Source organism: Sphingopyxis sp. FD7, assembly GCF_003609835.1.
Classification (GTDB): Bacteria; Pseudomonadota; Alphaproteobacteria; order Sphingomonadales; family Sphingomonadaceae; genus Sphingopyxis.
In genome coordinates this window covers 2,919,671-2,943,211 of record NZ_AP017898.1, presented here as the reverse complement: position 1 = coordinate 2,943,211, position 23,541 = coordinate 2,919,671, and the positions used below count along the sequence as shown (strand labels likewise).

At 65.9% G+C, this 23,541-nt stretch carries 28 protein-coding genes; 6 read left to right on the top strand and 22 right to left on the bottom strand.

The window, feature by feature from the left end; translation table 11 throughout:
* The gene (gene sdhA / locus SPYCA_RS14160; protein ID WP_120221390.1) at nucleotides 1-1,803 is read left to right on the top strand and encodes a succinate dehydrogenase flavoprotein subunit; all 1,803 of its coding nucleotides are present in this window, start codon (nucleotides 1-3) and stop codon (nucleotides 1,801-1,803) included.
* A gap of 64 nt (nucleotides 1,804-1,867) precedes the next feature.
* Here sdhA and SPYCA_RS14155 read toward each other — a convergent pair whose 3' ends face one another.
* The 8 genes from SPYCA_RS14155 to SPYCA_RS14120 form a co-directional block, all read right to left on the bottom strand.
* Nucleotides 1,868-2,155: a type II toxin-antitoxin system RelE/ParE family toxin gene (locus SPYCA_RS14155; RefSeq protein ID WP_172595090.1), complete on the bottom strand. Its 288-nt coding sequence runs from the start codon at nucleotides 2,153-2,155 to the stop codon at nucleotides 1,868-1,870.
* A gap of 1 nt (nucleotide 2,156) precedes the next feature.
* Entirely contained in the window at nucleotides 2,157-2,408 is a 252-nt protein-coding gene (locus SPYCA_RS14150; RefSeq protein ID WP_120221386.1) for a type II toxin-antitoxin system ParD family antitoxin, read from the bottom strand.
* A gap of 43 nt (nucleotides 2,409-2,451) precedes the next feature.
* Nucleotides 2,452-2,745 carry a hypothetical protein gene (locus tag SPYCA_RS14145; protein ID WP_120221384.1) on the bottom strand — a complete coding sequence of 98 codons (294 nt, stop codon included), beginning with the start codon at nucleotides 2,743-2,745 and terminating at the stop codon, nucleotides 2,452-2,454.
* Between the two features lie 107 nt (nucleotides 2,746-2,852).
* A complete protein-coding gene (locus SPYCA_RS14140; protein ID WP_120222369.1) occupies nucleotides 2,853-3,848 on the bottom strand; it encodes an NADPH:quinone oxidoreductase family protein in 996 nt (331 codons plus the stop codon).
* A 92-nt stretch (nucleotides 3,849-3,940) separates the two neighbouring features.
* Nucleotides 3,941-4,540, bottom strand: coding sequence for a 3-isopropylmalate dehydratase small subunit (gene leuD, locus SPYCA_RS14135; protein WP_120221382.1), 600 nt, complete (start codon nucleotides 4,538-4,540; stop codon nucleotides 3,941-3,943).
* Nucleotide 4,541: 1 nt separating this feature from the next.
* Nucleotides 4,542-5,390, bottom strand: a complete 849-nt coding sequence (locus SPYCA_RS14130) for an N-acyl homoserine lactonase family protein (protein WP_120221380.1) — start codon at nucleotides 5,388-5,390, stop codon at nucleotides 4,542-4,544.
* Nucleotides 5,391-5,413: 23 nt separating this feature from the next.
* Nucleotides 5,414-6,844, bottom strand: a complete 1,431-nt coding sequence (leuC, locus tag SPYCA_RS14125) for a 3-isopropylmalate dehydratase large subunit (RefSeq protein ID WP_120221378.1) — start codon at nucleotides 6,842-6,844, stop codon at nucleotides 5,414-5,416.
* Nucleotides 6,845-6,969: 125 nt separating this feature from the next.
* Nucleotides 6,970-8,754, bottom strand: a complete 1,785-nt coding sequence (locus SPYCA_RS14120; RefSeq protein ID WP_146625148.1) for a hypothetical protein — start codon at nucleotides 8,752-8,754, stop codon at nucleotides 6,970-6,972.
* Between SPYCA_RS14120 and SPYCA_RS14115 the strand changes: the two genes are divergently transcribed.
* Entirely contained in the window at nucleotides 8,755-9,273 is a 519-nt protein-coding gene (locus SPYCA_RS14115; protein ID WP_120221375.1) for a sterol desaturase family protein, read from the top strand. It abuts the gene before it with no gap.
* Between the two features lie 115 nt (nucleotides 9,274-9,388).
* Here the strand turns inward: SPYCA_RS14115 and SPYCA_RS14110 are convergent, their stop codons facing one another.
* Genes SPYCA_RS14110 through SPYCA_RS14090 form a run of 5 tightly spaced genes read right to left on the bottom strand, consistent with a single transcriptional unit; the run spans nucleotide 9,389 to nucleotide 12,870 of the window.
* The gene (locus SPYCA_RS14110; RefSeq protein ID WP_120221374.1) at nucleotides 9,389-10,069 is read right to left on the bottom strand and encodes a glutathione S-transferase family protein; all 681 of its coding nucleotides are present in this window, start codon (nucleotides 10,067-10,069) and stop codon (nucleotides 9,389-9,391) included.
* The gene (locus SPYCA_RS14105; protein WP_120222368.1) at nucleotides 10,057-11,034 is read right to left on the bottom strand and encodes an NAD-dependent epimerase/dehydratase family protein; all 978 of its coding nucleotides are present in this window, start codon (nucleotides 11,032-11,034) and stop codon (nucleotides 10,057-10,059) included. The genes SPYCA_RS14110 and SPYCA_RS14105 overlap by 13 nt, the downstream gene beginning before the upstream one ends.
* A gap of 48 nt (nucleotides 11,035-11,082) precedes the next feature.
* Nucleotides 11,083-11,532: a hypothetical protein gene (locus tag SPYCA_RS14100; protein ID WP_120221372.1), complete on the bottom strand. Its 450-nt coding sequence runs from the start codon at nucleotides 11,530-11,532 to the stop codon at nucleotides 11,083-11,085.
* Entirely contained in the window at nucleotides 11,525-12,160 is a 636-nt protein-coding gene (locus SPYCA_RS14095; RefSeq protein ID WP_120221370.1) for a CoA transferase subunit B, read from the bottom strand. Before SPYCA_RS14095 ends, SPYCA_RS14100 begins: the two co-directional genes overlap by 8 nt.
* A complete protein-coding gene (locus SPYCA_RS14090) occupies nucleotides 12,157-12,870 on the bottom strand; it encodes a CoA transferase subunit A (protein ID WP_120221367.1) in 714 nt (237 codons plus the stop codon). The genes SPYCA_RS14095 and SPYCA_RS14090 overlap by 4 nt, the downstream gene beginning before the upstream one ends.
* 92 nt (nucleotides 12,871-12,962) lie before the next feature.
* Here SPYCA_RS14090 and SPYCA_RS14085 point away from each other — a divergent pair, with 92 nt between their 5' ends.
* On the top strand, nucleotides 12,963-13,856 hold the full coding sequence (locus SPYCA_RS14085) for a LysR family transcriptional regulator (protein WP_120221365.1): 894 nt from the start codon (nucleotides 12,963-12,965) through the stop codon (nucleotides 13,854-13,856).
* A 158-nt stretch (nucleotides 13,857-14,014) separates the two neighbouring features.
* Here the strand turns inward: SPYCA_RS14085 and SPYCA_RS14080 are convergent, their stop codons facing one another.
* The 4 genes from SPYCA_RS14080 to SPYCA_RS14065 all read right to left on the bottom strand — a co-directional run bounded on the left by SPYCA_RS14080 (nucleotide 14,015) and on the right by SPYCA_RS14065 (nucleotide 17,472).
* A complete protein-coding gene (locus tag SPYCA_RS14080) occupies nucleotides 14,015-14,662 on the bottom strand; it encodes an HAD-IA family hydrolase (RefSeq protein WP_120221363.1) in 648 nt (215 codons plus the stop codon).
* Nucleotides 14,659-15,765, bottom strand: a complete 1,107-nt coding sequence (locus tag SPYCA_RS14075; protein WP_120221361.1) for a DUF2855 family protein — start codon at nucleotides 15,763-15,765, stop codon at nucleotides 14,659-14,661. The genes SPYCA_RS14080 and SPYCA_RS14075 overlap by 4 nt, the downstream gene beginning before the upstream one ends.
* A gap of 86 nt (nucleotides 15,766-15,851) precedes the next feature.
* On the bottom strand, nucleotides 15,852-16,541 hold the full coding sequence (locus SPYCA_RS14070) for a VIT1/CCC1 transporter family protein (RefSeq protein ID WP_120221359.1): 690 nt from the start codon (nucleotides 16,539-16,541) through the stop codon (nucleotides 15,852-15,854).
* 10 nt (nucleotides 16,542-16,551) lie between these two features.
* The gene (locus SPYCA_RS14065; RefSeq protein ID WP_120221357.1) at nucleotides 16,552-17,472 is read right to left on the bottom strand and encodes an SMP-30/gluconolactonase/LRE family protein; all 921 of its coding nucleotides are present in this window, start codon (nucleotides 17,470-17,472) and stop codon (nucleotides 16,552-16,554) included.
* Nucleotides 17,473-17,664: 192 nt separating this feature from the next.
* Here SPYCA_RS14065 and SPYCA_RS14060 point away from each other — a divergent pair, with 192 nt between their 5' ends.
* Nucleotides 17,665-18,264 carry a TIGR02466 family protein gene (locus SPYCA_RS14060; protein ID WP_120222367.1) on the top strand — a complete coding sequence of 200 codons (600 nt, stop codon included), beginning with the start codon at nucleotides 17,665-17,667 and terminating at the stop codon, nucleotides 18,262-18,264.
* A 136-nt stretch (nucleotides 18,265-18,400) separates the two neighbouring features.
* Nucleotides 18,401-19,834 (top strand): NAD-dependent succinate-semialdehyde dehydrogenase, encoded by a 1,434-nt coding sequence (locus SPYCA_RS14055; RefSeq protein WP_120221355.1) that lies wholly within the window; start codon nucleotides 18,401-18,403, stop codon nucleotides 19,832-19,834.
* Between the two features lie 143 nt (nucleotides 19,835-19,977).
* Here the strand turns inward: SPYCA_RS14055 and SPYCA_RS14050 are convergent, their stop codons facing one another.
* Both SPYCA_RS14050 and SPYCA_RS14045 read right to left on the bottom strand, forming a co-directional pair.
* Nucleotides 19,978-20,739: an SDR family oxidoreductase gene (locus SPYCA_RS14050; protein WP_120221353.1), complete on the bottom strand. Its 762-nt coding sequence runs from the start codon at nucleotides 20,737-20,739 to the stop codon at nucleotides 19,978-19,980.
* A complete protein-coding gene (locus SPYCA_RS14045) occupies nucleotides 20,736-21,107 on the bottom strand; it encodes a dihydroneopterin aldolase (RefSeq protein WP_120221351.1) in 372 nt (123 codons plus the stop codon). The genes SPYCA_RS14050 and SPYCA_RS14045 overlap by 4 nt, the downstream gene beginning before the upstream one ends.
* A 90-nt stretch (nucleotides 21,108-21,197) precedes the next feature.
* On the opposite strand from SPYCA_RS14045, the gene SPYCA_RS14040 reads away from it, so the two are divergent.
* On the top strand, nucleotides 21,198-21,701 hold the full coding sequence (locus SPYCA_RS14040) for a GNAT family N-acetyltransferase (RefSeq protein ID WP_120221350.1): 504 nt from the start codon (nucleotides 21,198-21,200) through the stop codon (nucleotides 21,699-21,701).
* 202 nt (nucleotides 21,702-21,903) lie between these two features.
* Here SPYCA_RS14040 and SPYCA_RS14035 read toward each other — a convergent pair whose 3' ends face one another.
* From SPYCA_RS14035 to rplU, 3 genes are all read right to left on the bottom strand, one after another.
* Entirely contained in the window at nucleotides 21,904-22,500 is a 597-nt protein-coding gene (locus SPYCA_RS14035) for a GNAT family N-acetyltransferase (protein ID WP_120221348.1), read from the bottom strand.
* Nucleotides 22,501-22,736: 236 nt separating this feature from the next.
* Nucleotides 22,737-23,006 carry a 50S ribosomal protein L27 gene (rpmA, locus tag SPYCA_RS14030; protein ID WP_120221346.1) on the bottom strand — a complete coding sequence of 90 codons (270 nt, stop codon included), beginning with the start codon at nucleotides 23,004-23,006 and terminating at the stop codon, nucleotides 22,737-22,739.
* 49 nt (nucleotides 23,007-23,055) lie between these two features.
* Nucleotides 23,056-23,532 (bottom strand): 50S ribosomal protein L21, encoded by a 477-nt coding sequence (rplU, locus tag SPYCA_RS14025; protein ID WP_120221344.1) that lies wholly within the window; start codon nucleotides 23,530-23,532, stop codon nucleotides 23,056-23,058.
* Between the last annotated feature and the right edge of the window lie 9 nt (nucleotides 23,533-23,541).

Sequence of the window (23,541 nt, the reverse complement as noted above, 5' to 3'; positions counted from 1 at the left end):
ATGACCGAAGCCTACAAGATCATCGACCATATCTATGACACCGTCGTCGTCGGCGCCGGCGGCTCCGGCCTGCGCGCGACGATGGGCAGCGCAGAGGCCGGCCTCAAAACCGCCTGCATCACCAAGGTGTTCCCGACGCGCAGCCACACCGTCGCGGCGCAGGGCGGCATCGCCGCCAGCCTCGGCAATAATTCGCCCGACCATTGGCAATGGCATATGTACGACACGGTCAAGGGCTCCGACTGGCTCGGCGACCAGGACGCGATCGAATATATGGTGCGCGAGGCGCCCGCCGCGGTCTATGAACTCGAACATGCGGGCGTGCCGTTCAGCCGCAACGCCGACGGCACCATCTATCAGCGCCCGTTCGGCGGCCATATGCAGAATATGGGCGAAGGCCCGCCGGTGCAGCGCACCTGCGCCGCGGCCGACCGCACCGGCCATGCGATGCTCCACGCGCTCTATCAGCAGTCGCTGAAATATGACGCGGACTTCTTCATCGAATATTTCGCGCTCGACCTCATCATGGAAAATGGTGCGTGCCGCGGCGTGATCGCGCTGTGCATGGAGGATGGCAGCATCCACCGCTTCCGGTCGCAGGCCGTCGTGCTCGCGACGGGCGGCTATGGTCGCTGCTATTTCACCGCCACTTCGGCGCACACCTGCACCGGTGACGGCGGCGGCATGGTGCTGCGCGCGGGCCTGCCCTTGCAGGACATGGAGTTTGTTCAGTTCCACCCGACCGGCATTTACGGCGCGGGTGTGCTGATTACCGAGGGCGCGCGCGGCGAGGGCGGTTACCTCACCAATTCGGAAGGCGAGCGCTTCATGGAACGCTACGCCCCCTCGGCGAAGGATCTGGCGTCGCGCGACGTCGTCTCGCGCTCGATGGCGCTCGAAATCCGCGAGGGCCGGGGCGTCGGCCCGCACGCCGATCATATCTATCTGCACCTCGACCATATCGACCCCGCGGTGCTCGCCGAGCGCCTTCCCGGCATCACCGAAAGCGGCAAGATTTTCGCCGGCGTCGATCTCACGCGCCAGCCGCTCCCCGTCGTGCCGACGGTCCATTACAATATGGGCGGCATTCCCTGTAACTATCACGGCGAAGTCGTCACGCTCGGCAAGGACGGTCCCGACACCGTCGTTCCCGGCCTCTTCGCGGTCGGCGAGGCGGCGTGCGTGTCGGTTCACGGCGCGAACCGCCTCGGCTCGAACAGCCTGATCGACCTCGTCGTCTTCGGCCGCGCGACCGGGCATCGCCTCAAGGAACTGCTCACCCCCGGCGCCGCGCAGCAGCCGCTGCCGAAGGACAGCGCCGATCTCGCGCTCGCGCGGCTGGACCATTTCCGCCATGCCAATGGTGGCTCGCCGACCGCCGAGGTGCGCACCGAGATGCAGCGCGCCATGTCGGCGCACGCGGCGGTGTTCCGCACCGACGAACTGATGGCCGAGGGCAAGGAAAAGCTCGCCAAGACCTATGCGCGGATGCAGGACATCCACGTCAGCGACCGCAGCCTCATCTGGAACACCGATCTGGTCGAAACGCTGGAGCTCGACAATCTGATCGCGCAGGCGACGGTGACGATGCACTCGGCGTTCAACCGCAAGGAAAGCCGCGGCGCCCACGCGCACGAGGACTTCCCGAACCGCGACGACGCCAACTGGATGAAGCACACGGTTGCCTGGTTCGACGGCTGGGGCGGCAAGGGCGGCGGCGTCCGCCTCGATTACCGCCCGGTCCACGAATATACGCTCACCGACGACGCCGAATATATCAAGCCGAAGGCGCGGGTTTATTGAGCCGGGTGGCCGGGCGCGATAGAGACAGCGAGAGCGGTCTAACCTCGCGTCTTCATAGGCGTCTTCAACCCTTAAGGTGCCGCATCGCATCCCGCCGTTCGTGCAACAAGCGGAGCACATCGACCCGTTCGTCGTCGATCAGATAGAAGATCAGATGATGCCCGCTACGGGCTCGTCTTAAGCCCGGGAAAACATCCGCTTCTTCCCGGTGGCGTAATCCGTTTGTCGCAAGTCCTTCGATCGCCTTGCGGAGATCGCTGACATAATGGCGCGCTTGCTCCGCGCCCCATTGTTCGATGGTGTAATCAGCGACGTCTTCAATGTCGGCTTCCGCTTCGGGGCGGACAGCCACGCTACGCATCGCTTTCGGGACCGAACTTCCGTTCCATGAAGGCGTCCCAGTCAAATGGACGCGCCGGGCCGCTGTCGATGCCCTTCTTTATCTCGCGGCGCAGCGCTTCGACGCGATCATCATAGGCAATATAGCGTCGCATCGCTTCGCGCACGACTTCGCTGGTCGTCGCGAACTCGCCCGATTCGACCTTGCGGCGCGCAAATTCGATGAAGGGTTCGCCCAGGGCGACCGAAGTGTTCTTGACAGCCATGCTGGCGGATATACCAAATATTGGTAATGCCGTCCAGATACCGTCAATCCCCGATCAGGCTGCGCACCGGATTGATATCGGAAAAGGGCACATCGACGTCCTGGCCCATGATCCACAGTTTCTGGCACGCGATCGCAAAGAATATCAGCGCGATCGTCCAGACGATGAAGGTCTTGCGCGCGATCCAGCGTCGTTCGGCCTCTTCGGCGGCAGCGCGCGCCTTATAGTCGATCCCGAGCTCGCCCTCGAACTCGGCGACCAGCTGCGCGCGGCGGGTTCGCGAGATATTGGCGATGCTCGCATCTCCTTGTGCGCGTGTCGATCGGCGTTTCGCCATGATCCACCTTGGTCCAGCTAGTCCTGCTGCCGGATATAGCGCCGATGCCCTGCCAATTGGTTAACCCGCGACAGGTCCATCGCGCGCTATGCGGCCGACGCGCTATGTCAGATGGTGACGACCAGCTTGCCGACCGCGCTGCGATCGCCGAGCCTGGCGATCGCCTTGCCGCCGTCTTCGAGGGCATAGCTGCCGGTGACGCGCGGCCTGATCTTGCCTTGCTCCCACAGCTGGAACAGCCGCGCGATATTGGCGCGGTTGCGCGCGGGTTCGCGCGCAACGAACGCGCCCCAGAAGACGCCCGCGACGTCGCAGCTCTTGAGCAGTGTCAAATTGAGCGGCAGGCGCGGGATGCCGGCGGGGAAACCGACGACCAGATAGCGGCCTTCCCATGCGATCGCGCGTAGCGCGGGCTCGGCATAGTCGCCGCCGACGGCGTCATAGATGAGGTTCGCGCCGCCCGGGCCGACGGCTTCCTTGAATCGATTCGCCAGCGCTTTCGACTGGTCCTTGTCGAACGGCTGGCGGCCATAGATCACGACCTCGTCGGCGCCCGCGTCGCGCGCGACCTGCGCCTTTTCCTCGCTCGACACGCCCGCGACGACGCGCGCGCCGAAAGCCTTGCCCAGCTCGACCGCGGCGATGCCGACCCCGCCCGACGCGCCGAGCACGAGCAATGTGTCGCCTTCCTCGATATGACCGCGATCGACGAGCGCGTGGATGCTGGTGCCATAAGTCATCAGCAAGGAGGCGCCTTCGGCGAAGTCGTGGGTGGCGGGCAGGTGATAGACATTATGCACCGAAACCGCGACCGCCTCGGCCATCCCGCCGTTGCCGCACCCCGCGATCACCCGGTCGCCGACCTTGAACTCGGTGACGCCCTCGCCCACTTCGGCGACCAGCCCCGCAACCTCGCCGCCCGGCGCAAAGGGGCGTTCGGGTTTGAACTGATATTTGTCCTCGATGATGAGCGTGTCGGGAAAGTTGACCGCGCAGGCCTTCACGTCGATCACGATCTGCCCCTTGCCCGCATTCGGGCGCGGCAGCTCGCCAAGGACCAGCGTTTCGGGGCCGCCGGTTGCGGTCGACAAGAGCGCCTTCATCATCTTCTCCTCTTCTTCTTCGTGGCGGCACCGGCCCGCTCCCCCACGACTGCAAACTATGGGAGGTCGGGTGGGGGAGCGGGCCGGTGCGGTTAGCTCATAAGCGCGGCCGGGCGCATCCACGGACGCGCGGCATCAAGTCGCTGTTCATAGGCGGTGATTGCGGCGTCGCTCTTTTCGGTCAGCGAAATCTCGTCGAGCCCTTCCATCAGGCACATCTTGCGGAACGGGTCGATCTCGAAGGCGAAGCGATCCTGAAACGGCGTCGTCACCGTCTGATGCTCAAGATCGACGCGAATCGGATCGGTGGTCGCCACCTCCATCAGCCGGTCGATCGCCGCCTGCGGCAGCACGACCGGCAAAATGCCGTTCTTCACCGCATTGCCCGAAAAAATGTCCGAATAACTTGGCGCGATCACGACGCGGATGCCAAGGTCGCCGAGCGCCCAGGCGGCATGTTCGCGGCTCGACCCGCACCCGAAATTGTCGCCCGCGATCAGGATCGGCGCTTGCCTGTATTCGGGTCGGTCGAACAGATTGTCGGGGTCGGCGCGCAGGCTCTCGAACGCGCCGCGTCCCATGCCTTCGCGCGTCGTGGTCTTCAGCCAGTGCGCGGGGATGATGACGTCGGTGTCGATATTTTTGAGGCCCAGCGGAATGGCGCGGCCCTCTACCTGATGGAGCGGGGTCATGTCATTCGGCCGCCTTCGGAAAGGCCGGCAGCTTGGCGAGGTCGCGCGGCTCGTGCTGAATGATCACCGTGGCGCCCAGATTTTTCGCCAGCGCCTTGAAACGGTCGAACGAGGCGAGCGTCTGGGCGCGGTCGGTGTTGAACTCCGGGACGCCGTTGCTGTCGTAATTTTCCTGAAAATGCGCCTGGTCGCCGCTGAGCAGCACCGAACCCATGTTCGCGAGCCGCACCAGCAGCACATGGTGTCCCGGCGTATGCCCCGGCATGTCGAGCATCACGACGCGGCCGTCGCCGAAAATATCCTTGTCGCGCGTCACCGGCTCGACCGTTCCGCCTCCGCCGATCCAGCGTGCAAAGGGTTTCGGGTCGAGAAAGGCGGGCGGCTCGCTCTGCGTCAGCAGATCCCAGTCGCGCTTGCCGATATAAAGCTTGGCCGCCGGAAAATCGGGCAGCTGTCCGATATGATCGAAGTGGAAATGGCTGACGCCGACGACGTCGACGTCATCGGGCTTGATATCCAGCTCGGCGAGTTGCTCGACCAGGCTTTTGCGCACCGTGGCCGACATGTCGCCGTCGGTGCTGAACGCCGCGTCTTTCAGCGCCGTCGGCAGGCCGAGATCCCAGAGCATCAGCTGGTCGCCATGGCGGATCAGATAACAACCGACCGTCAGATCGCGGCTTTGCCCCGGATAGGCCGCCGTATCCGAAAAGGCGTTGAGCCGGTTGACGCGCACCGTTCCGCAATCGAGCCGGGTCAGGCTCAGCGTCGCGCTCGCGGGCTTCTCCTGCGCCAGCGCGGGGGCGGCGAGCGCCAGCGCCGCCGCGATCGTCATAATGGCTTTCCCGATCATGCCTTGGCTCCCATTGTTTCGGTTCATCCCATCAACTCGCGCACATCGGTCAGCCTGCCCGTCACCGCCGCCGCCGCCGCCATCGCCGGGCTGACAAGGTGCGTGCGCGCCCCCGGTCCCTGTCGGCCGACGAAATTGCGGTTGCTGGTCGATGCGCAGCGCTCGCCCGCGGGCACCTTGTCGGGGTTCATCGCGAGGCAGGCCGAACAACCGGGCTCACGCCATTCCAATCCCGCGTCGATGAAGATGCGGTCAAGCCCCTCGGCCTCGGCCTGGGCTTTCACCAGGCCCGATCCGGGGACGACGATCGCCCATTTGACATTCGCTGCCTTCTTGCGGCCTTTCAGCACCGCGGCGGCGGCGCGCATGTCCTCGATCCGGCTGTTGGTGCAACTGCCGATGAAGATATTTTCGACCGCGACATCCTGCATCCGCGTGCCGGGTTCCAGCCCCATATAAGCGAGGCTCTTGGCGGCGGCCGCCTGTTTCGACGGGTCGGCGAAGCTTGCGGGATCGGGGACGGTGCCGGTGATCGGCACGACATCCTCGGGGCTGGTGCCCCACGTCACGCTCGGCGCGATGTCGGCCGCGTCGATGACCACCACCTTGTCGTACGTCGCGCCGGGGTCGGTGGCCAAACTTTGCCAATAGGCGACGGCCGCATCCCAGTCGGCGCCGCTGGGGGCGTAGGGGCGGCCCTTGAGGTAAGCGAAGGTCGTTTCGTCGGGCGCGATCAGCCCGGCGCGCGCGCCGCCCTCGATCGCCATGTTGCTCACCGTCAGCCGCCCCTCGATCGACAGCGCGCGGATCGCGCTGCCGGTATATTCGATGACATGGCCCGTGCCGCCCGCGGCGCCTATGGCGCCGGTGATGTGGAGGATGATGTCCTTCGCGCTGACGCCGGGGCCGACATTGCCCTCGACGCGCACTTCCATCGTCTTCGACGGTTGCAGCAGCAAGGTCTGCGTCGCCAGCACATGTTCGACCTCGCTCGTCCCGATGCCGAAGGCCAGCGCGCCGATGCCGCCGTGGCACGCGGTATGGCTGTCGCCGCAAACGATGGTCGCGCCGGGCAGCGAGAACCCCTGTTCGGGGCCGACGACATGGACGATGCCCTGCTCGGGCGCGACCGCGTCGATATAGCGGATGCCATATTCGGGCGCATTCCTTTCCAATGCCGCCAATTGCGCCGCGCTTTCGGGGTCGGCGACGGGCAGGCGGTTGCCCGCCGCATCCTTGCGCGGCGTCGTCGGGACATTATGGTCGGGGACCGCGAGCGTCAGGTCGGGGCGGCGCACCGTGCGCCCGCTCGCGCGAAGCCCGGCGAAGGCCTGCGGGCTGGTGACTTCATGGACGAGGTGTCGGTCGATGAAGATCAGGGCAGTTCCGTCGGAGCGCTGTTCGACGACATGCGCGTCCCAGATTTTCTCATAAAGCGTGCGGGGCCGAGTCATGCGGCTCACTTACGCCGCCTGCATAACTTTGCAAGCGAGTGGCGAAGAAAAACGCAATTTTCGGTCGCGGTGCGACGACCGCTTCATTCTCAAGCGGCGCAAATGTCCGTGTGTCGCGAGACCGATCAGGGCGTTTCATTGCCTCCGTTGGGCAGCGAATGATTATAGCATACCGCTTTCGGATTGTTTCTGAACGGGGCGGACAAATAGATCGCCTGCCAGGTGCCGTCGGCCGCACCGGCGCAAGAGGCGATCCAGATATCGACCGGCGTGTCGGTGAAGACGCGAATGCCATTGTCTGTAACAATCTCGGAATTGCCGGGGACATACCACCCGAAACCGAAATGAAGTTCCTGGATGGGTTGAAACGGCAGCGGCGGGACGCGGCGTGGGCTCGGTTGCATCCGCGCGCCGGGGGTCTGGAGGCCGGGCCAGAAAAGATGCCCGCTCCCCGCCTCGATCCGCACCCACTGACCGGTCGCGCATTTGTTGGACAGCACCCAGTCGCCGACCCAAATGGTCGGCAGCGGATTCGCCTCAGCGGGCTTGCGGATGTTGCGGATGGTGGGCGTGACGCAACCGGTGCCATAAACGCCCGCCAGCCTCAGGGGCATCGCCGGTGGCGTCGGCTTCGGCGCGCCGGGGTATTCGGCCTTGCACTCGGGGCAGCCAGCCAGGCCGCTGTTGCGGGTTGCCGTTGCCGTTCGGGTAAAGCGCTCATTGTCGTCGCGGTCCATATGCGGTTTGTTCCGCTGGAGATAGTCCAGGAAATAGGTTCCGAAAAAAATGTTATACTGATGAATCTGCTGCGCATCCCATGCGGCGTTGACCGGGTAACGGGCCCGAAAGGCGCTGATCTCAGCGTTGATCGCGGTGGCCCATGCAATGCGGTCCTCGTCGGACAGCCGCGTTGTGGATGGCGCGGAGGCCGGTACCGATACCTGCGGGGCCGCAGCAGGGGCGGTCGGTGACGCGCTTTGCGACGGGGCGGCTCCTGCCAGAATGTTTCGGCCGGCGCGCATGAAGCACATCCCCAATTCCAGCAATTCGGGATCATGTACGCCGTCCTGATTGTAGAGCGTTTTAACTTCATAGTTCAGGCTGGTCGCGTCGCCGTGGCGCGCCTGGGTCAAGGCCGTCGTCGCGCTCAAGAGCAATTTTGCGACGCTGGTGACCGGTCGGCCGCCATCGCGTCCCGACCGGAACCGGGCGTCGACGAGGGGCTGGCATTGCCGTAACATCTCCACCCGATCGGCCCGCGTTTCCGGATGCGCCTGCATCCCGCCGACCGCTTCGATCTGCAACACCCGGGACGCATTCGCGCCCAGCGCCGGTGGCGATGCCACCTGCGGCGGCGACGCGCGGCCGACCAGCCGCCGGGCCTCGCTCAGAAAGCAGGCGATCAACGCAGGTTCGGACCTATAGGCCGATTCGCGCTTCGCATCGTTGGAATAGAATGAAATGCGCTCCTGCAACGTCGCCAGAGCCGATGCGTTCGACCGCGCCTCGGCAAGCTGACGTACGGCTTCGGCCAGCACATCGGCCGCCCCCCTGACGAGATTGGCTTCGCCCATCTGCGCTATGCGGGCGCTGCTCAGATAATCGCCCAGCTGGGCTTCGCATTGGCGAAGCATGGCGGTCCGATCGAGCCGCGAACTCGGCCCGATCTCAATCCGGTTCTCCCCAAACCCCAGTCGGCCCTCTTGCGACAGGACCGCTGCTGCACGAGGGGAAAGTTGCTGCGCGCCGACCGTTGCCGGGAGTAGTAGCACCCATGACGCAAGGAGCATGGTGAACCGGAAATGTCGCATAAACGCGTCCCCCCGGACCGATTTCGGCTCGATGTACAGAAAAGTCAATCTGACGGCAGGAGTGTGGCGGTCCGGCGTCCCTGACGGTATAAGCGCCACATGAACATCGCCTCCATTCTCTCGATTGTCGCGGCCACCGTCGTGGCGATGGAGGGCGTCGCCTGGGCGAGCCACAAATATATCATGCACGGCTTTGGCTGGGCGTGGCACCGCGATCACCACGAACCGCACGATAAGCGGCTCGAAAAGAACGACCGCTTTGCGCTGTTCGGCGCGGCGATGAGCATCTCGGCCTTCGCGGTCGGCAGCCCGATGATCATGGGCGCCGCGGCGTGGGAGCCGGGAACGTGGATAGGACTCGGCATCCTGCTTTATGGCATCATCTACACGCTCGTGCACGACGGGCTTGTCCACCAGCGCTATTTTCGCTGGGTGCCGCGGCGCGGCTACGCCAAGCGGCTCGTGCAGGCGCACAAGCTCCACCATGCGACGATCGGCAAGGAGGGCGGCGTCAGCTTCGGCTTCGTGTTCGCGCGCGATCCGGCGAAATTGAAGGCCGAATTGAAAGCGCAGCGCGAGGCCGGGATTGCGGTGGTGCGCGAGGCTTTGGCGGATTAATCCGCGTCATTGCGAGGAGCCGAAGGCGACGCGGCAATCTCCAGCTGTCGTTCTGGCGCAGCGCGCATAGCAGGAGATTGCTTCGCTTCGCTCGCAATGACGGCGTTTGTTCGGCCTAAGCCGCGCGATAATCCGCGGTAATCACCCCCGCCGCCGCCAGCTCCGCCTCATGGCTTTCCTCGCGCCATTGCTCGGCGAGCGCCTGCCGCTCCCACTCCAGCATCGCTGGATGCGCCAGCACATGATCGACCCAAGCCCGTCCGGCGCCGACGTCCAGGCCATAGGTGCGGATACGAAAAGCCACGGGCGCAAAGAAGGCATCGACCGCGGTGAAGTCGGCCCCCGCGAGCCACGGCCCGCCGAACCGCGCCAGCCCGTCCTCGAACAGTTCGCGGACGCGCGCGACGTTGGCGCGCAGGGCATCGGACATCGGCTTCGGGGTTATGCGCACCCCGACGTTCATCGGGCAATCATTGCGCAGCGCGGCGAAGCCGCCGTGCATCTCGCACGCCGCGCAGGCCGCCCATGCGCGCGCGTCGGGATCGGTCGGCCACACGCCCTCGTGCCGGTCGGCGAGATAGAGGACAATGCCCAGCGAATCGTGGATCGTCCGCCCCTCGTGAAGCAGCACGGGCACTTGCCCGGTCGGCGAAAAACGACGGAACTCGTCATAATTGCTCGGCTTGGTGAAGGGTTCGATGCGGTCGCGAAACGCGATGCCCAGCCCCTTCATCAATATCCAGGGGCGCAGCGACCAGCTCGAATAATTGCGGTTGGCGGTGATCAGCTCGTACATGCGTCGCGCTCCCGGGCGAGGATGGGGGAAATATAGTCGGGATCGTGCGCAAAGGGCATCGGCGTGCCGTCGCGCAGCGCCGCGAGCACGCTGCCGAAATCGCTCTTTGCCCGCCAGCCGAAGCGGCGTTCGGCGCGCGACGGATCGTAAACGCGGTCGATGACATCGGGAAGCGTCCAGCCTTTCGCGGCATAAAGCTCGGCGGCGTCGGGGTGATAGCGCGCGATCACCGCGCGCGCGTCGCGCGCCAGCTCCCCGGCGTCGTCGCGCGCGAAGGGCGGCGGGGCGGAGAGGATGAAGCAGTCGCAGCCGATCGTCGGCGCGGCCTCCAGCGCCGCGAGATGCGCCGCCGCGGCGTCCTCGACCGTCAGGCGGCGGTGGAGCATTTCATTGGCCTTGAGATTTTCCCCGCTCGGGACGGCGTGCGTATCGTCATCCTCGGGAAAAAAGCGCCCGGTGCGCAGGATCGCTACGTTGATCCCATGCTCGCGGTGGGCCAGCCTGACCAGCTGTTCGGCGGCAAGCTTGGTGATGCCATAGATGTTGCGCGGCTCCACGGGCGCGAAATCCTCGTCCATCCACCACGCGCCCCGCTCGCCCGCGCCCGCGCGGACATCGGCGCGCACCATCAGCGAGGTGGTCGAGGTGAAGAGGAAACGGTCGTTCCCCGCCGCGACCGCGGCCTCGATCAGGTTCAGCGTGCCCGTCACATTGACGTCGACGAAGGCCTGCCGCGGATAGCGCACGATGTCGGGCTTGTGCAGCGCGCCGCCATGAATGACGGCGTCAATGCCATGCTCGCCCATCGTCCGCTCGACCAGCGCGCGGTCGGCCACGGTGCCGACGATCTGCGTGTGCGCGCCGGGCACGACATCGAGCCCGATGACCTCATGCCCATTTTGTGCGAGCAAGGGCGCAAGATAGCGCCCGAGCCACCCCGACGACCCGGTCAGCAGCACGCGCATCATTCATCTCCGCCTGAGTGGTGCCGCGCCTCTTATCCGCGGAGCGCTTCAACGCGCAAGATGCTCCCACGCTTTTGCGGTTCCGATGGCATGAACGACCCCGTAAATCAGCACGATCAGCGACGAAATGATCGCAAAGCCGTCCGAATGATGGCGCGTCACGAGGTTGAGCGGGACAAAGGCGAGCGCGCGCAGCAAATAGATGGCGGCAATGACGGCCAGACCCGTTCGCAGCAACGGCAGGCGCGGCAGCAGCCCGGCGCCCGACAGGGCATAGGCGCCCCAGACGAGCAGCATCGCCGCGATCCCCAGCGTCACCAGCGTCGGCGTCCATTCGCCGCGCCCCGCCGCGCGCGCCATCGCCTCGCCCGCGCCGAAAAAGCGATACCATTCGGGTCCGCCGACGATGCACGCAAGATGCGCGAGCGCGGCAAGGATCGACAGCCACGCCCCGGCGATCAGCCAGGACGACCCCGGATGCGCCGCGACGTCAGCCAATATAATGCGCCGTCGTCCTGGCCGCGACCTCGTCGGCGCTCACTCCCGGCGCCAGCTCGATCAGCCTGAACGGGCTGTCATGGTCGTCGCGCTTGAACACGGCGAGGTCGGTGATGATCATATCGACGACATTCTTGCCCGTCAGCGGCAGCGTGCATTGGGGAATGAACTTCGGGCTGCCGTCCTTGGCATTATGCTCCATCACGACGATGATCTTCTTGACCCCCGCGACCAGATCCATCGCGCCGCCCATGCCCTTGATCATCTTGCCGGGGATCATCCAGTTGGCGATGTCGCCATTTTCGGCGACTTCCATCGCGCCGAGGACGGTGAGGTCGATATGCCCGCCGCGGATCATCGCAAAACTGTCGGCCGAACTGAAATAGACCGACTGCGGCAACTCGCTGATCGTCTGCTTGCCCGCATTGATGAGGTCGGGGTCTTCCTCGCCTTCATAGGGAAAGGGACCGATGCCGAGCATCCCATTCTCGCTTTGCAGCGTCACCGTCATCCCGTCGGGAATATGGTTCGCCACCAGCGTCGGGATGCCGATGCCCAGATTGACATAATAGCCGTCCTGCAATTCCTTCGCGGCGCGCGCCGCCATATCGTCGCGGGTCCAGCTCATTGTGCATTCTCCCGCTTGCGGACGGTTCGGAACTCGATCTTCTTGTCATAGGGGGCGCCGACGATCATGCGCTTCACATAGATGCCGGGCAGGTGGATGGCGTCGGGGTCGAGGCTGCCGACGGGGACCACTTCCTCGACCTCGGCGACGCAGATTTTCGCCGCGGTCGCCATCGGCTGGTTGAAATTGCGCGCGGTCTTGCGGAAGATGAGGTTGCCGCTCTCGTCGGCCTTCCACCCCTTGATGATCGCAAGGTCGGCAAAGATGCCGCGCTCCAGGATATAATCCTGCCCGTCGAAACTCTTCACCTCCTTGCCCTCGGCGACGAGCGTGCCGACGCCGGTTTTGGTGTAGAAGCCGGGAATGCCCGCGCCGCCGGCGCGGCAGCGTTCGGCGAGCGTGCCCTGCGGGCAGAACTCGACCTCCAGTTCGCCCGCCAGATACTGCCGCTCGAACTCCTTGTTTTCGCCGACGTAGGAAGAGATCATCTTCCTGACCTGCCGCGTGCGGAGCAGCTTGCCGAGCCCTTCGCCGTCGATCCCCGCGTTGTTGCTCGCGATGGTCAGATCCTTGACCCCCGCGTCGCGGATCGCGTCGATCAGCCGTTCGGGGATGCCGCACAGGCCAAAGCCGCCCGCGCAAATCTGCATTCCGTCAAAGAGCAGGCCGTCGAGCGCGGCGGCGGCGTCGGGATAAAGCTTGTTCGCCATTAGAGCGGCCTCCTGGCTGGGGGTGCGGGCGCGACCTTGGCGCAAATGATCCATCAATTCTAATTGTTCTAATTTTCGATTATGGATAAATCATGTCTATCAATCGCGTCGCGCTCTACCATCTCGAAACGCTGCTCTGGATCGACCGGCTCGGCACCTTTTCGGCCGCCGCCGAGCGGCTCAACACGACGCAGCCCGCGGTGTCGGCGCGGATGCGCGAGCTTGAACAAAGGCTCGGCACGCCGCTCTTCCACCGCGACGGGCGGACGATGGCGCTCACCGCCGCGGGGCGCAAGCTGGTGCGCGACTGCGACCCCTTGCTGCGCGACATGCAGCTCGCGCTGCTCGGCAGCGGGGGCTTCGCCGAGGCGAGCGGCGTCGTGCGCATCGGCGCGGGGGAGATTGCGGCGGCGAGCTGCCTGCCCGCTTTCGTGACGCGGCTGAAGGCCGACATGCCGCAGGTCGCGCTGGAAATCGAGATCGACCTGACCGCGAACCTGATCCAGCAGCTGCTCACCGGCCGCACCGACATCGCCTTCGCCGCGGGGCCGATCGCGCATCCCGCGCTCAAGACCAGTCCGATCGGCGAGGTCGAGCTGGTCTGGCTCGCCAATCCTGCGGTCGCCGCCGCCTTTGCAGGGGGCGAGGCGATGCCCCCCGTCTGGTCGCTCGCCAGCCATTCGCCGATTCACGGCCGGATGCGTGAGGCGATCGCGGCGTCGCGCATCGCGCAGAAATCGCTCAATCTCTGCAACAATGCCCGCATGATGATCGACATCGCGCGGGCGGGGGGCGGCATCGGCATCTTCCCGCGCCCGATGGTGCGCGGCGAGGTGGCGGCGGGCGCGCTCGTCGAAATCGCCGCCATGCCCGCGCTCGCCCCCGTCGCCTTCCACGTCGCGATGCGCGTCGCCGACACCGAGCCGTTGCTCATGCAAATCTTCGAGCGCGCGGCGAAGCTCGACCTCGCCGAAGCAGCGGGTTGAACCGAACGGCGGGTTTCGACTGGAAGCGGACCTTTAATCCATCGTCATCCCGGCGAAGGCCGGGATCTCGCCCGTGCGTAAACCGATAGGGTGAGATCCCGGCCTTCGCCGGGATGACGAATAAGGAAAGGTCGGAAATCCACTCCAAAACCGCCAGTTCAGGGCAATTCCACCCCCAGCGCCGCCGACAGATCGGCGAGCGCCTGCTCGCCGCTCGCCACCTTGATCGCGTGCATCCCCAGCCGGCTTGCGGGTTTGCAGTTGATGCCAAGGTCGTCGAGATAGACGCACTCGGCGGGCCGCGCGCCCAGCGCGGCGCACATCATCTCGTAAATCCGGGGATCGGGCTTGCGCACGCCGACCTTGCTCGATTCGATCACATGATCAAAGCGCGCCATGATCGCCGCGACCTCGGCCGCGAGCGCTTCGCTGCGCGCCATCCCGGCGCCCTTGCCCGACGGCACATTGTTGGTGATGCAGCCGATCGTGAATTGCCGCGCCTTCAGCGTGTCGAGCGCCGCGACCATCGCGGGGCGCACCGCGCCCGCGAGCACCGCCAGCACCGCTTCGCCTTCCAGTTCATGCCCCATCGCGCGGGCTTCGGCCGCGAACAGCGCGTCGAACGCCGCCGCATCGATCTCGGCGCGCTCGAAGCGGGCCCAGGCATTGCCATCGGGGTCGGCGGCATTGACGCGCCGGATGAAGTCGCGGGGCAGTCCGCGCTCCGCTTCCAGCCGGTTGAACGCCTCGAAAGGCGATGCGGTGATGACGCCGCCGAAATCGAAAATGACGGTGGTATAGGTCATGGAACGACGATGATCCCCTTCCGTGGGTCGGCCGCGCCCGACAGCATTTCGCGATAGGCGGCCAGCGCGGCGTCGGCGCCGTGGCGCCGGTCGACCGATGCCAGCCGTGGCGCAACATCCATGAAGGCGGTCCAGGCCGCGGCGATCTTCGCTCCGAAAGCCGCCCCGCCCCAGTCGGCGATGCGTTTCTGGCTGCGCTCCGGCGCGAAAAACCATTGTCGAGCGGCGCCCGGCAGCGCGCCTTCGCCGCCATCGGCGGTCCAGTGCGATTTGCCCACCGCGATCGAGGCTTTCAGATTGCCGCCGAAATGGCTGTGGATCGCACGGATCACCGCGCCATTGCCGGCCATGTCGACCAGCGCGGCGGCGGCCCCGGCGTTCAGCGTCATGATGTCGTTATAGGCGATCACGCGGTCATAGATGCGCTGGGCATCCAGCTCCGCGACATGCGCCTTGCTCGTGAGGCCGATGGTTTCGGGGCGATGGTCGGCGCGCCGCGCGATCGAAAAGCCAAGACCGATCGCGGTCTTGCTCGACGCGCTCGCGATCAGGATCTGGTCGGCGCCATAATCGCCCTCGTCCGCGAACTGGTCGGCGATCAGCCAGCCGGTCAGGAACAGCGGGCGAAAGATCGGCCAATAATCATGGTCGGCGGCGCGATAGCCCTCCAGCGCCTCGATCCGCTGATACTGGTTATAGATGGGGGGCAGGGTGGTGCGGCGCGGCGTCACGTCGATGAAACCGCCGGGCCCCGCCTTGCCGACGGTCAGCACCGCTTCGTTCGCCATCGGAAAATAGCCATAGAAGCGGTCGCCCGCCGCGACGCCCTCGGCCGCGCTTTCGGTCACCGTCGCGAATCCCCAGACGGGCAGGCGGCCGGGACCGCCCGGCTCCGAAAAGAAATCCCAATAGCCCTGGTCGTTGCCGAACAATCCGGCGGGCTGGCCGAACACGGCATAAGTGATGTTGTTCGCGGTCATCGCATAGCTGTCCAGATGCACGCGCACCTGACCCGGTGCGAGCGGTTCGCCGGCTTCCTCCACCCCTCGGGCTTGCGTGATATCGTCGCGATCGATGTCGATCGCCCAGCTTTTTGCACTCATTGCGGACCCCTCCGGTTATTTGGCCGCCGACGCGGGCCGGGCGCCAGTCATACAGATGGGGGCGCCGCTGACAATCGCCGCCGGTCTCAACCCACCGTCGTTCCAAGGAGCGATCCGACGGCGATCGTCGCCGCCATCGCAAAGGCGCCCCAAAAGGTCACGCGGACGACCGCGCGCAACATCGGCGCCTGCCCCGCCCACGCGCCCAGCGCGCCCAGGATCGCAAGGAAGACGAGCGATGCCGCCGACACCGTCCACGGCAGCGACGTGCCGCGATCGAGCAGCACAGTCGCGAGCGGCAGCGCCGCACCGACCGAAAAGCTTGCCGCCGATGCCGCCGCGGCCTGGACCGGCCGCGCCGCGGTCACCGCGCTCATCCCCAGTTCGTCGCGCAGATGCGTGTCGAGCGCGTTGTGCGCGGTCAACTGCACCGCAACCTGTTCGGCGAGCGGCCGGTCGAGCCCGCGCGCCTCATAGATTTGCGTCAGCTCTTCCAGCTCGAACTCGGGATCGGCGGCAAGGTGGCGCTTCTCCAGCTCGACATCGGCCTTTTCGGCGTCGCCCTGCGAGCTGACCGAGACATATTCGCCCGCCGCCATCGACATCGCACCCGCGACCAGCCCGGCGCTGCCGGCGATCAGGATCGACGCCTCCGACGCACCCGCCGCCGACACGCCGGCGATCAGGCTGGCGGTCGATACGATGCCGTCGTTCGCGCCCAGGATCGCGGCGCGCAGCCAGCTGATGCGGGTGACGCTATGCGTTTCCTCGTGCATCCGGCGTCCCTCAATATGCCAGCTGCAATCCCGGCCGCGCCCAGCGCGTCTTCACCAGCCGCCCCGTGCCCGACAGGGTGATATAGGCGTCCTGCCGGTCGGGTCCGCCAAAGGCGATGTTGGTGGTGAAAATATCGTCGGTCGCGACGAACTCGACCAGCTCGCCCGCGGGCGAGACGACGCTGATCCCGCATTCGCCGATCGTCGCGACGGCGATATTGCCGCTCGCCTCCATCGCCAGGCTGTCAAAGAACTTGTAACCGGCGGGGCGATAGAGCGGGATGCCGGGGCCGCCCGGCCCCGCCGCATCGTCGACCTTGCCCGGCGCGACAATGTTGAACTGGGTCAGGCGGCAGGTATAGGTTTCGGCGGCATAAAGCCTGCTCCCGTCGGGCGAGAGGCCGATGCCGTTGGGGTTATAGCTGGGGAAGATCACTTCCTCGATAAAGCTGCCGTCGGCGTGCGCGTAAAAGATGCCGACGATGTCGTGGCAGCGCTTCGCATAATCGACCTTGCCATGGTCGGTGAACCAGAAGCCGCCATGGCCGTCGAACATCAGGTCGTTGGGTCCGCGCAGCACCACGCCATGATCGCCCGATTCGTAGAGGATTTCGACTTCGCCCGTCGCGATGTCGATCCGCTCGATCCGCCCGCCCGAATAATCGTCGGCGATGCCGTGCGGCGCCAGATAGCCGTTCGATTCGACATAGTTGAACCCGCCGTTGTTGCAGCAATACAGCTTGCCGTCGGGACCGAACGCCAGCCCATTGGGCCCGCCGCCGGGGGTCGCGACCACCTCCTTGCGCCCGCCGGGCCAGCAGCGCGTGATTCGCCCCTCCGCAATCTCGGTGACAATGACGCTGCCGTCATCCATCACCACCGGCGCCTCGGGGAAACGCAATCCGTCGGCGATCAGTTCAAACTCGGCCATCCCCATCTCCCTACTCGATATTCTCTCCTTCCGTCATGCTGAACTTGTTTCAGCATCCATGGTCTGTGTTGCCGGTTTACGCGGCGCTCGCCGCAAGTTCGGGCCATGGATGCTGAAACAAGTTCAGCATGACGTATCAGGATAAGCTCCGCTCTCTTGCTCTCGTCGCTTCACTATGCTTTCCCGCCCATCATGCCCGTTCGCACGCTCTTCGCCAGCACTTTCTATGAAGCCGACATCGGCACCCCCGACCTGCTCGATGCGCTGGAGGAAAGCTGCCGCCTGTTCGCCGAAGAGGATGGCGCGGGCCGCGCGTGGAGCCGCGCGCATGGCTACAAAGGCTATACCAGCTATGCGAGCCTCGGCGACCTGCCCGAACGCGATCCGGCCTTTCACGACCTCAAGAAGCTGCTCGACAAGCAAGTGAAGGCCTTTGCGAAGGCCTGCCACTTCGACCTCGCCAGACCGCTCAGACTCGACAGCCTGTGGGTCAATATCCTCAAGCCCGGCGGCACGCACAGCGGCCATATCCACCCGCATTCCATCATATCGGGCACCTTCTACGTCGCGGTCCCGCCGGGATCGGGGGCGCTCAAGCTCGAAGACCCGCGCCTGCCGATGCTGATGGCGGCGCCCGGCCGCACCGACGATGCGCCCGAACATCTGCGCCCCTTCGTCTATGCCGACCCCGCGGCGGGGCGCGTCTTCCTGTGGGAAAGCTGGCTGCGCCACGAGGTCACGCCGCACACGGGCAAGGGCGAACGGATCAGCATCAGCTTTAACTATCGCTGAGCCGATCCTATATCGCGCTCCGTCATTGCGAGCGAAGCGAAGCAATCTCCAGCTATCGACCTGAAGCTGCCTCGACAGCCGGAGATTGCCGCGTCGCTTCGCTCCTCGCAATGACGTGCCTAGAACGGAGCCATATATGACCGCCACCTACGACGCCGACCTTCAGCTCTTCATCAACGGCGCCTGGCGGAGCGGCGAGGGGCGCGACGAACGGCCGGTCTACAACCCCGCGACCGCGGGCACGATCGCGGCGCTCCCGGTCGCCACCATCGCCGACCTCGACGAAGCGCTCGCGGCGGCCGAACGCGGCTGGCCCGTGTGGCGCGCGAAGACCCCCGACGAGCGCGCCGCGCTGATGCACAGGGCCGCGGGGCTGATCCGCGAGCGGGTGGACCATATCGCGACGCTGCTCACGCTCGAACAGGGCAAGCCGATCGCCGAGGCGCGCGGCGAGGTGCTCTCGGCGGCCGGGCTGTTCGACTATTTCGCCGAGCAGGGCAAACGCATCGAGGGGCGCGTGCTCCAGCGCCCGCTCGGCCAGCGCGCGATGGTCACCAAACATCCCGTCGGCCCCGTCGCGGGCTTCAGCCCGTGGAACTTCCCCGTCAATCTGATGGTCAAGAAAATCGCCCCCGCGCTCGCCGCGGGCTGCGTCGTGATCGCAAAAGCGCCCGAAGAAACGCCCGGCTGCACCAGCGCGGTGATGCGCTGCATCGCCGATGCGGGTATCCCCGGCGACGTCGCGCAGCTCGTCTATGGCGACCCCGACAGGATCAGCCGCCACCTGCTGGCCAGCCCGGTGATCCGCAAGGTCAGCTTCACCGGCTCGACCGCGGTCGGCAAGCATCTGATGAAGCTCGCCGCCGACGGGGTGAAGCGGATCACGATGGAGCTTGGCGGCCATGCGCCGGTGCTGATCTTCGACGATTGCGACCTGGAAGCGACGCTCGACCGCGTCGTGTGGCAGAAGTTCCGCAACGCCGGACAGGTGTGCATCTCGCCGACGCGCTTCTACGTTCAGCAGGGCATCTACGACGCCTTCGTCAAGGGATTTGCCGAGCGGACGCAGAAGGTAAAGATCGGCAGCGGGCTCGACCCCGACACCCAGATGGGACCGCTCGCCAACGCGCGCCGCATCCCCGCATTGGAAGCGCTGGTCGCCGATGCAAAGGCGAAAGGCGCGCGCGTGATCGCGGGCGGCGAAGCGACGGGCGAGGGCTATTTCTTCCAGCCCACCGCGATCGCCGACGTTCCGGTCGAAGCCGATGCGATGAACCATGAACCCTTCGGTCCGATGGCGCTGATCCGCCCGTTCGGCACCGAGGAGGAGGCCTTGGAACAGGCCAACCGCCTGCCCTACGGCCTCGCCGCTTTTGCTTTCACGGAGAATGGGCGGCGGATCAACCGCATCGTCGACAGCATCGAAAGCGGGATGGTCGGGGTAAACAGCTTCGTCATCTCGGCGCTCGACACGCCGTTCGGCGGGATCAAGGAATCGGGTTTCGGCAGCGAAAGCGGGCCGGAGGGGCTCGACGGCTATCTGGTGACGAAGGCGGTGCACATCTACTGAGCGCCGCACGGGCGCCGAGGCGAATGGCAGTTTTTGGGGCGGTGAGCGGACGTTGCTGATTGGCGCTAGTGCCCCCTCCCGCAAGCGGGAGGGGAGATTACGTCCGCAACCGGTCGTTTCCGGCCATCGTCAACCAGCAACGCTCAATCGCGCTCCAGCGCGACGAAATCGCGCCCCAGCGGCGCCAGATGCGCGCCGCCGTCGACGAAGATCGTCTGCCCCGTCACCGCCTCGGCGCGCGCGAGCCAGGCGACGGCGTCGGCGACCTCGCCGGGCGTCGGCAGCGCGCCCAGGGGCATCCGTTTCGCCAGCCGCTCGAGCTGCGCCGCCGAATAATCGTCGGTCGCCAAGGTCAGCCCCGGCGCGACGGCATTGACGCGCGCGCGGTTCCCGAAGGCGACCGCCAGCGTCGCCGTCGCCTGCCACAGCGCCGATTTGGACAGGCTGTACGCAATCTGGTCGGGCACCGGATGCGCGACGCGCTGGTCGACGATATGGACGATCGCGGGGCGCTTGCCCTCGCTCGCGGCGACGAGCGCTCTCGCGAGCATCACCGGCGCGTGATGATTGACCTGCATCATGCCGATCAGCGCATCGGCCGACAGATCGGCCCATCCGCCCTCGGCGAAGTGCGCGGCATTGTTGACGAGCAGGTCGGGGGCGCGGCCGAATCGGTCGATCACCGCGGGGATCAGTGCCTCGACCGCCGCCGGATCGGCGAGGTCGGCGGCAAAGCGGTGGCTGAGCGCGCCGGTCTCGGCAAGCGCGTCGGCAAGCACCGCGTCGGCCTCGCCGGGACTGCGCTTGTGGATCGCGAGCGCATAGCCATCGCGCGCCAGTCGCGCCGCAATCGCCGCGCCGACGCGGTGGAGCCCGCCGGTCACCAGCGCGAGTTTCTGCGTCATTTCCTGACCCGCCGCATCGTGATGCCGATCTCTTCGCCCTCTTCGGCGATCGCCAGCTTGACGATCTTCACCTCGACCTCCTCGACCTTGTCGTCCTGCAGGAACAGCGTGTCGATAATATGGTCGGCGACGCTTTCGATCAGCACGAAATGCACATCCTTGGGAATGCCCTCGGTCGCCGCGAATTTCAGGTGCATGTAGTTTTTGGAACGGCTGAGCGGCGTCGTCGGATCATAATGATCGGCCATCGCCAGCCGCGCGCGCACCGAAATGCGCAGCGGCTGCGGCAGGTGCGTTTCTTCGGAATAGATGCCGGTGAGCACCTGGGTGGTGATTCCGTCCACCTCCAGCCACAATGTATCGGTCACAAGATTTTCCTGTTCGGCGGGACCGTTATTCGGCTTTCCTTCGCCGACCCCGGACCCTAAAGCGCCGCCGCATTAGCGAAAGGGTGCGCGTTGGTCGAGTTACTTCCCTTGTCGAACATCGAACCGGCGGCGGTCGAGGCGCTCCTCGACGCGGCGTTCGGGACCGACCGCTTTGGACGCACCGCCTATCGCATCCGCGAAGGCAGGGATGCGCTGCCCGCGCTCAGCTTTGCCGCGGTCGAGGATGGCGCGCTCGTCGGCACGATCCAGTGCTGGCCCGTCGCGCATCGCGCCGCGGACGGCACCGAAACGCCGCTCGTCATGGTCGGCCCCGTCGCGGTGCGCCCCGACGTCCAGCGCGGCGGGCACGGCCGCGCGCTGATGGCGCATATGCTCGCCGCCGCCGAAAGCGCCGCCGACGGCGCGCTGATGATGATCGGCGATCCCGAATATTATGGCCGCTTCTTCGGCTTCACCGCCGACGCGACGGGCGCGTGGGATCTGCCTGGCCCGTTCGAGAGACGCCGCCTGCTCGCGCGCGCGGTAAGGGGGCTTGGCCCGCCGACGGGCGCGGGGATGATCGGCCCGCGCTAATATGGTGGAATCGAAGTTCGTTTCATCATCGTCATCGTGGCGAACTTTGGATTCAGGTGACCAGGGTCAGAACCCGTTAATTCCGCGTTCGAGGCGTCGAAATGGCGAAGCTGTCGGGTCTTTGCGGACGCGGCGCTCGTTCGCAGCCGTGCGCCGTTGGGGGGGCAGGCCTCCGACTCCGCGTCTTGCTGCGCGAACCGCCTTATGCTGCCATCAGGCGCAGTTCCTCGCGGAAATCCTCGTCCACCCCGATGCGATCACGCATCGGGGTGGCGGCGCGGTCGGCGTCGGCCTCGCCTTCCTCGAACAGCGCGCAGGCCGCTTCGCCGCCCCGCGCCAGGCTGTAGCGTGGGGCGACCTTGCCAGTGGGCCGGAAGCCCAGCTTGCGCAGCACCGCGCCCGACGCCGGATTGTCGAGGAAATGCCCCGCCGACAGCCTGGGCAGGTTCATCGCGCGCGCGATGCGGACAAGCTGGCGCCCCGCCTCGGTCGCAAAACCAAGGCCCCAATAGGGGCGCGCGATCCAATAGCCCATTTCGGGGCGACCGTCGGGACCGTCCGAAATGCCGCAGCCGCCGATAAGGCGCGGAGCGCCGCCGGTGCGCGCAAAGATCAGGAAGCGCGGCTGCATGGGATCGACCGTCTGCGACAGGAAGTCGCGCGCGTCGCTCTCGCCATAGGGCCAGGGCGCGGTCGCGAGGTTGCGGACGACGGCTTCCTCGCCGATCGCACGCGCGAGCGCGGGCGCATCCTCGATCCAGCCGGGCCGCAGCAACAGTCTTTCGGTACGCGCGAACATTTTTCTAACTCCCAATGCCTGCCCCCTGGCGCCAGATGGTGACGCTTTGACGACAGCCGATGTGCGAGGGAGATGGATGGCCCCATTTTCGCGCCCGAAGCCCAAGTGGCTGGATTGCGGGCAAGAAAAAAGGGAGTCCGGGGCGACCCGTCTCCCTCTTTTCGAACCTTGTTTCCGCTATGCGCAGAAAGGACGGCTCCGGGTCATCCCTGGTGGACGACCCGTCAAGTCGTCCCTTATTCGGCGGCGTCGGCCATCATGTCGACCGACACATATTTGCGGCCAAGCTTGCCGTCGTGGAATCGGACGCGGCCGTCGGCGGTGGCGAACAGCGTGTGGTCCTTGCCCATGCCGACATTGACGCCCGGATAGACCTTGGTTCCGCGCTGGCGCACGATGATGTTGCCGCCGATCACTTCCTGACCGCCGAACTTCTTCACGCCAAGGCGACGACCGGCCGAATCGCGACCGTTGCGCGACGAACCGCCTGCTTTCTTATGTGCCATGACTGATGCTCCTTAATTCGTCTGGAGGGGCCGAGCCGCGTTGCCGCGCTCAGGCGTCCTTCTTGGGGGCTGCCTTTTTTGCAGCGGGCTTCTTTTCGGCGGCATCGGCCTTGGGCGCCGCGTCCTTCTTCGGCGCAGCAGCCTTCCTGGCGGGCGCAGCCTTGGCTTCGGCGGCGGGCGCGGCATCGGCCTTGGGCGCGGCGTCCTTCTTCGGCGCGGCCTTCTTCGCTTCGCCGACGGCCAGGATGCGCAGCAGCGTCAGCGACTGGCGGTGGCCGTTGCGGCGGCGATAATTGTGCCGACGGCGCTTCTTGAAGACGATGACCTTTTCGCCGCGCGTCTGGGCGATGATCTCGGCCGAGACGGTCAGACCCTTCGCATCCTTCACCTCGCCGCCGTCACCGGCCAAGAGGACGTCGCCCAGCGACACGGTGTCGCCGGCTTCACCCTCGATCTTCTCGACGGCGATCTTGTCTCCGGCGGCAACGCGATACTGCTTTCCGCCCGTGCGCACGATTGCGAACATGGTCTTCCA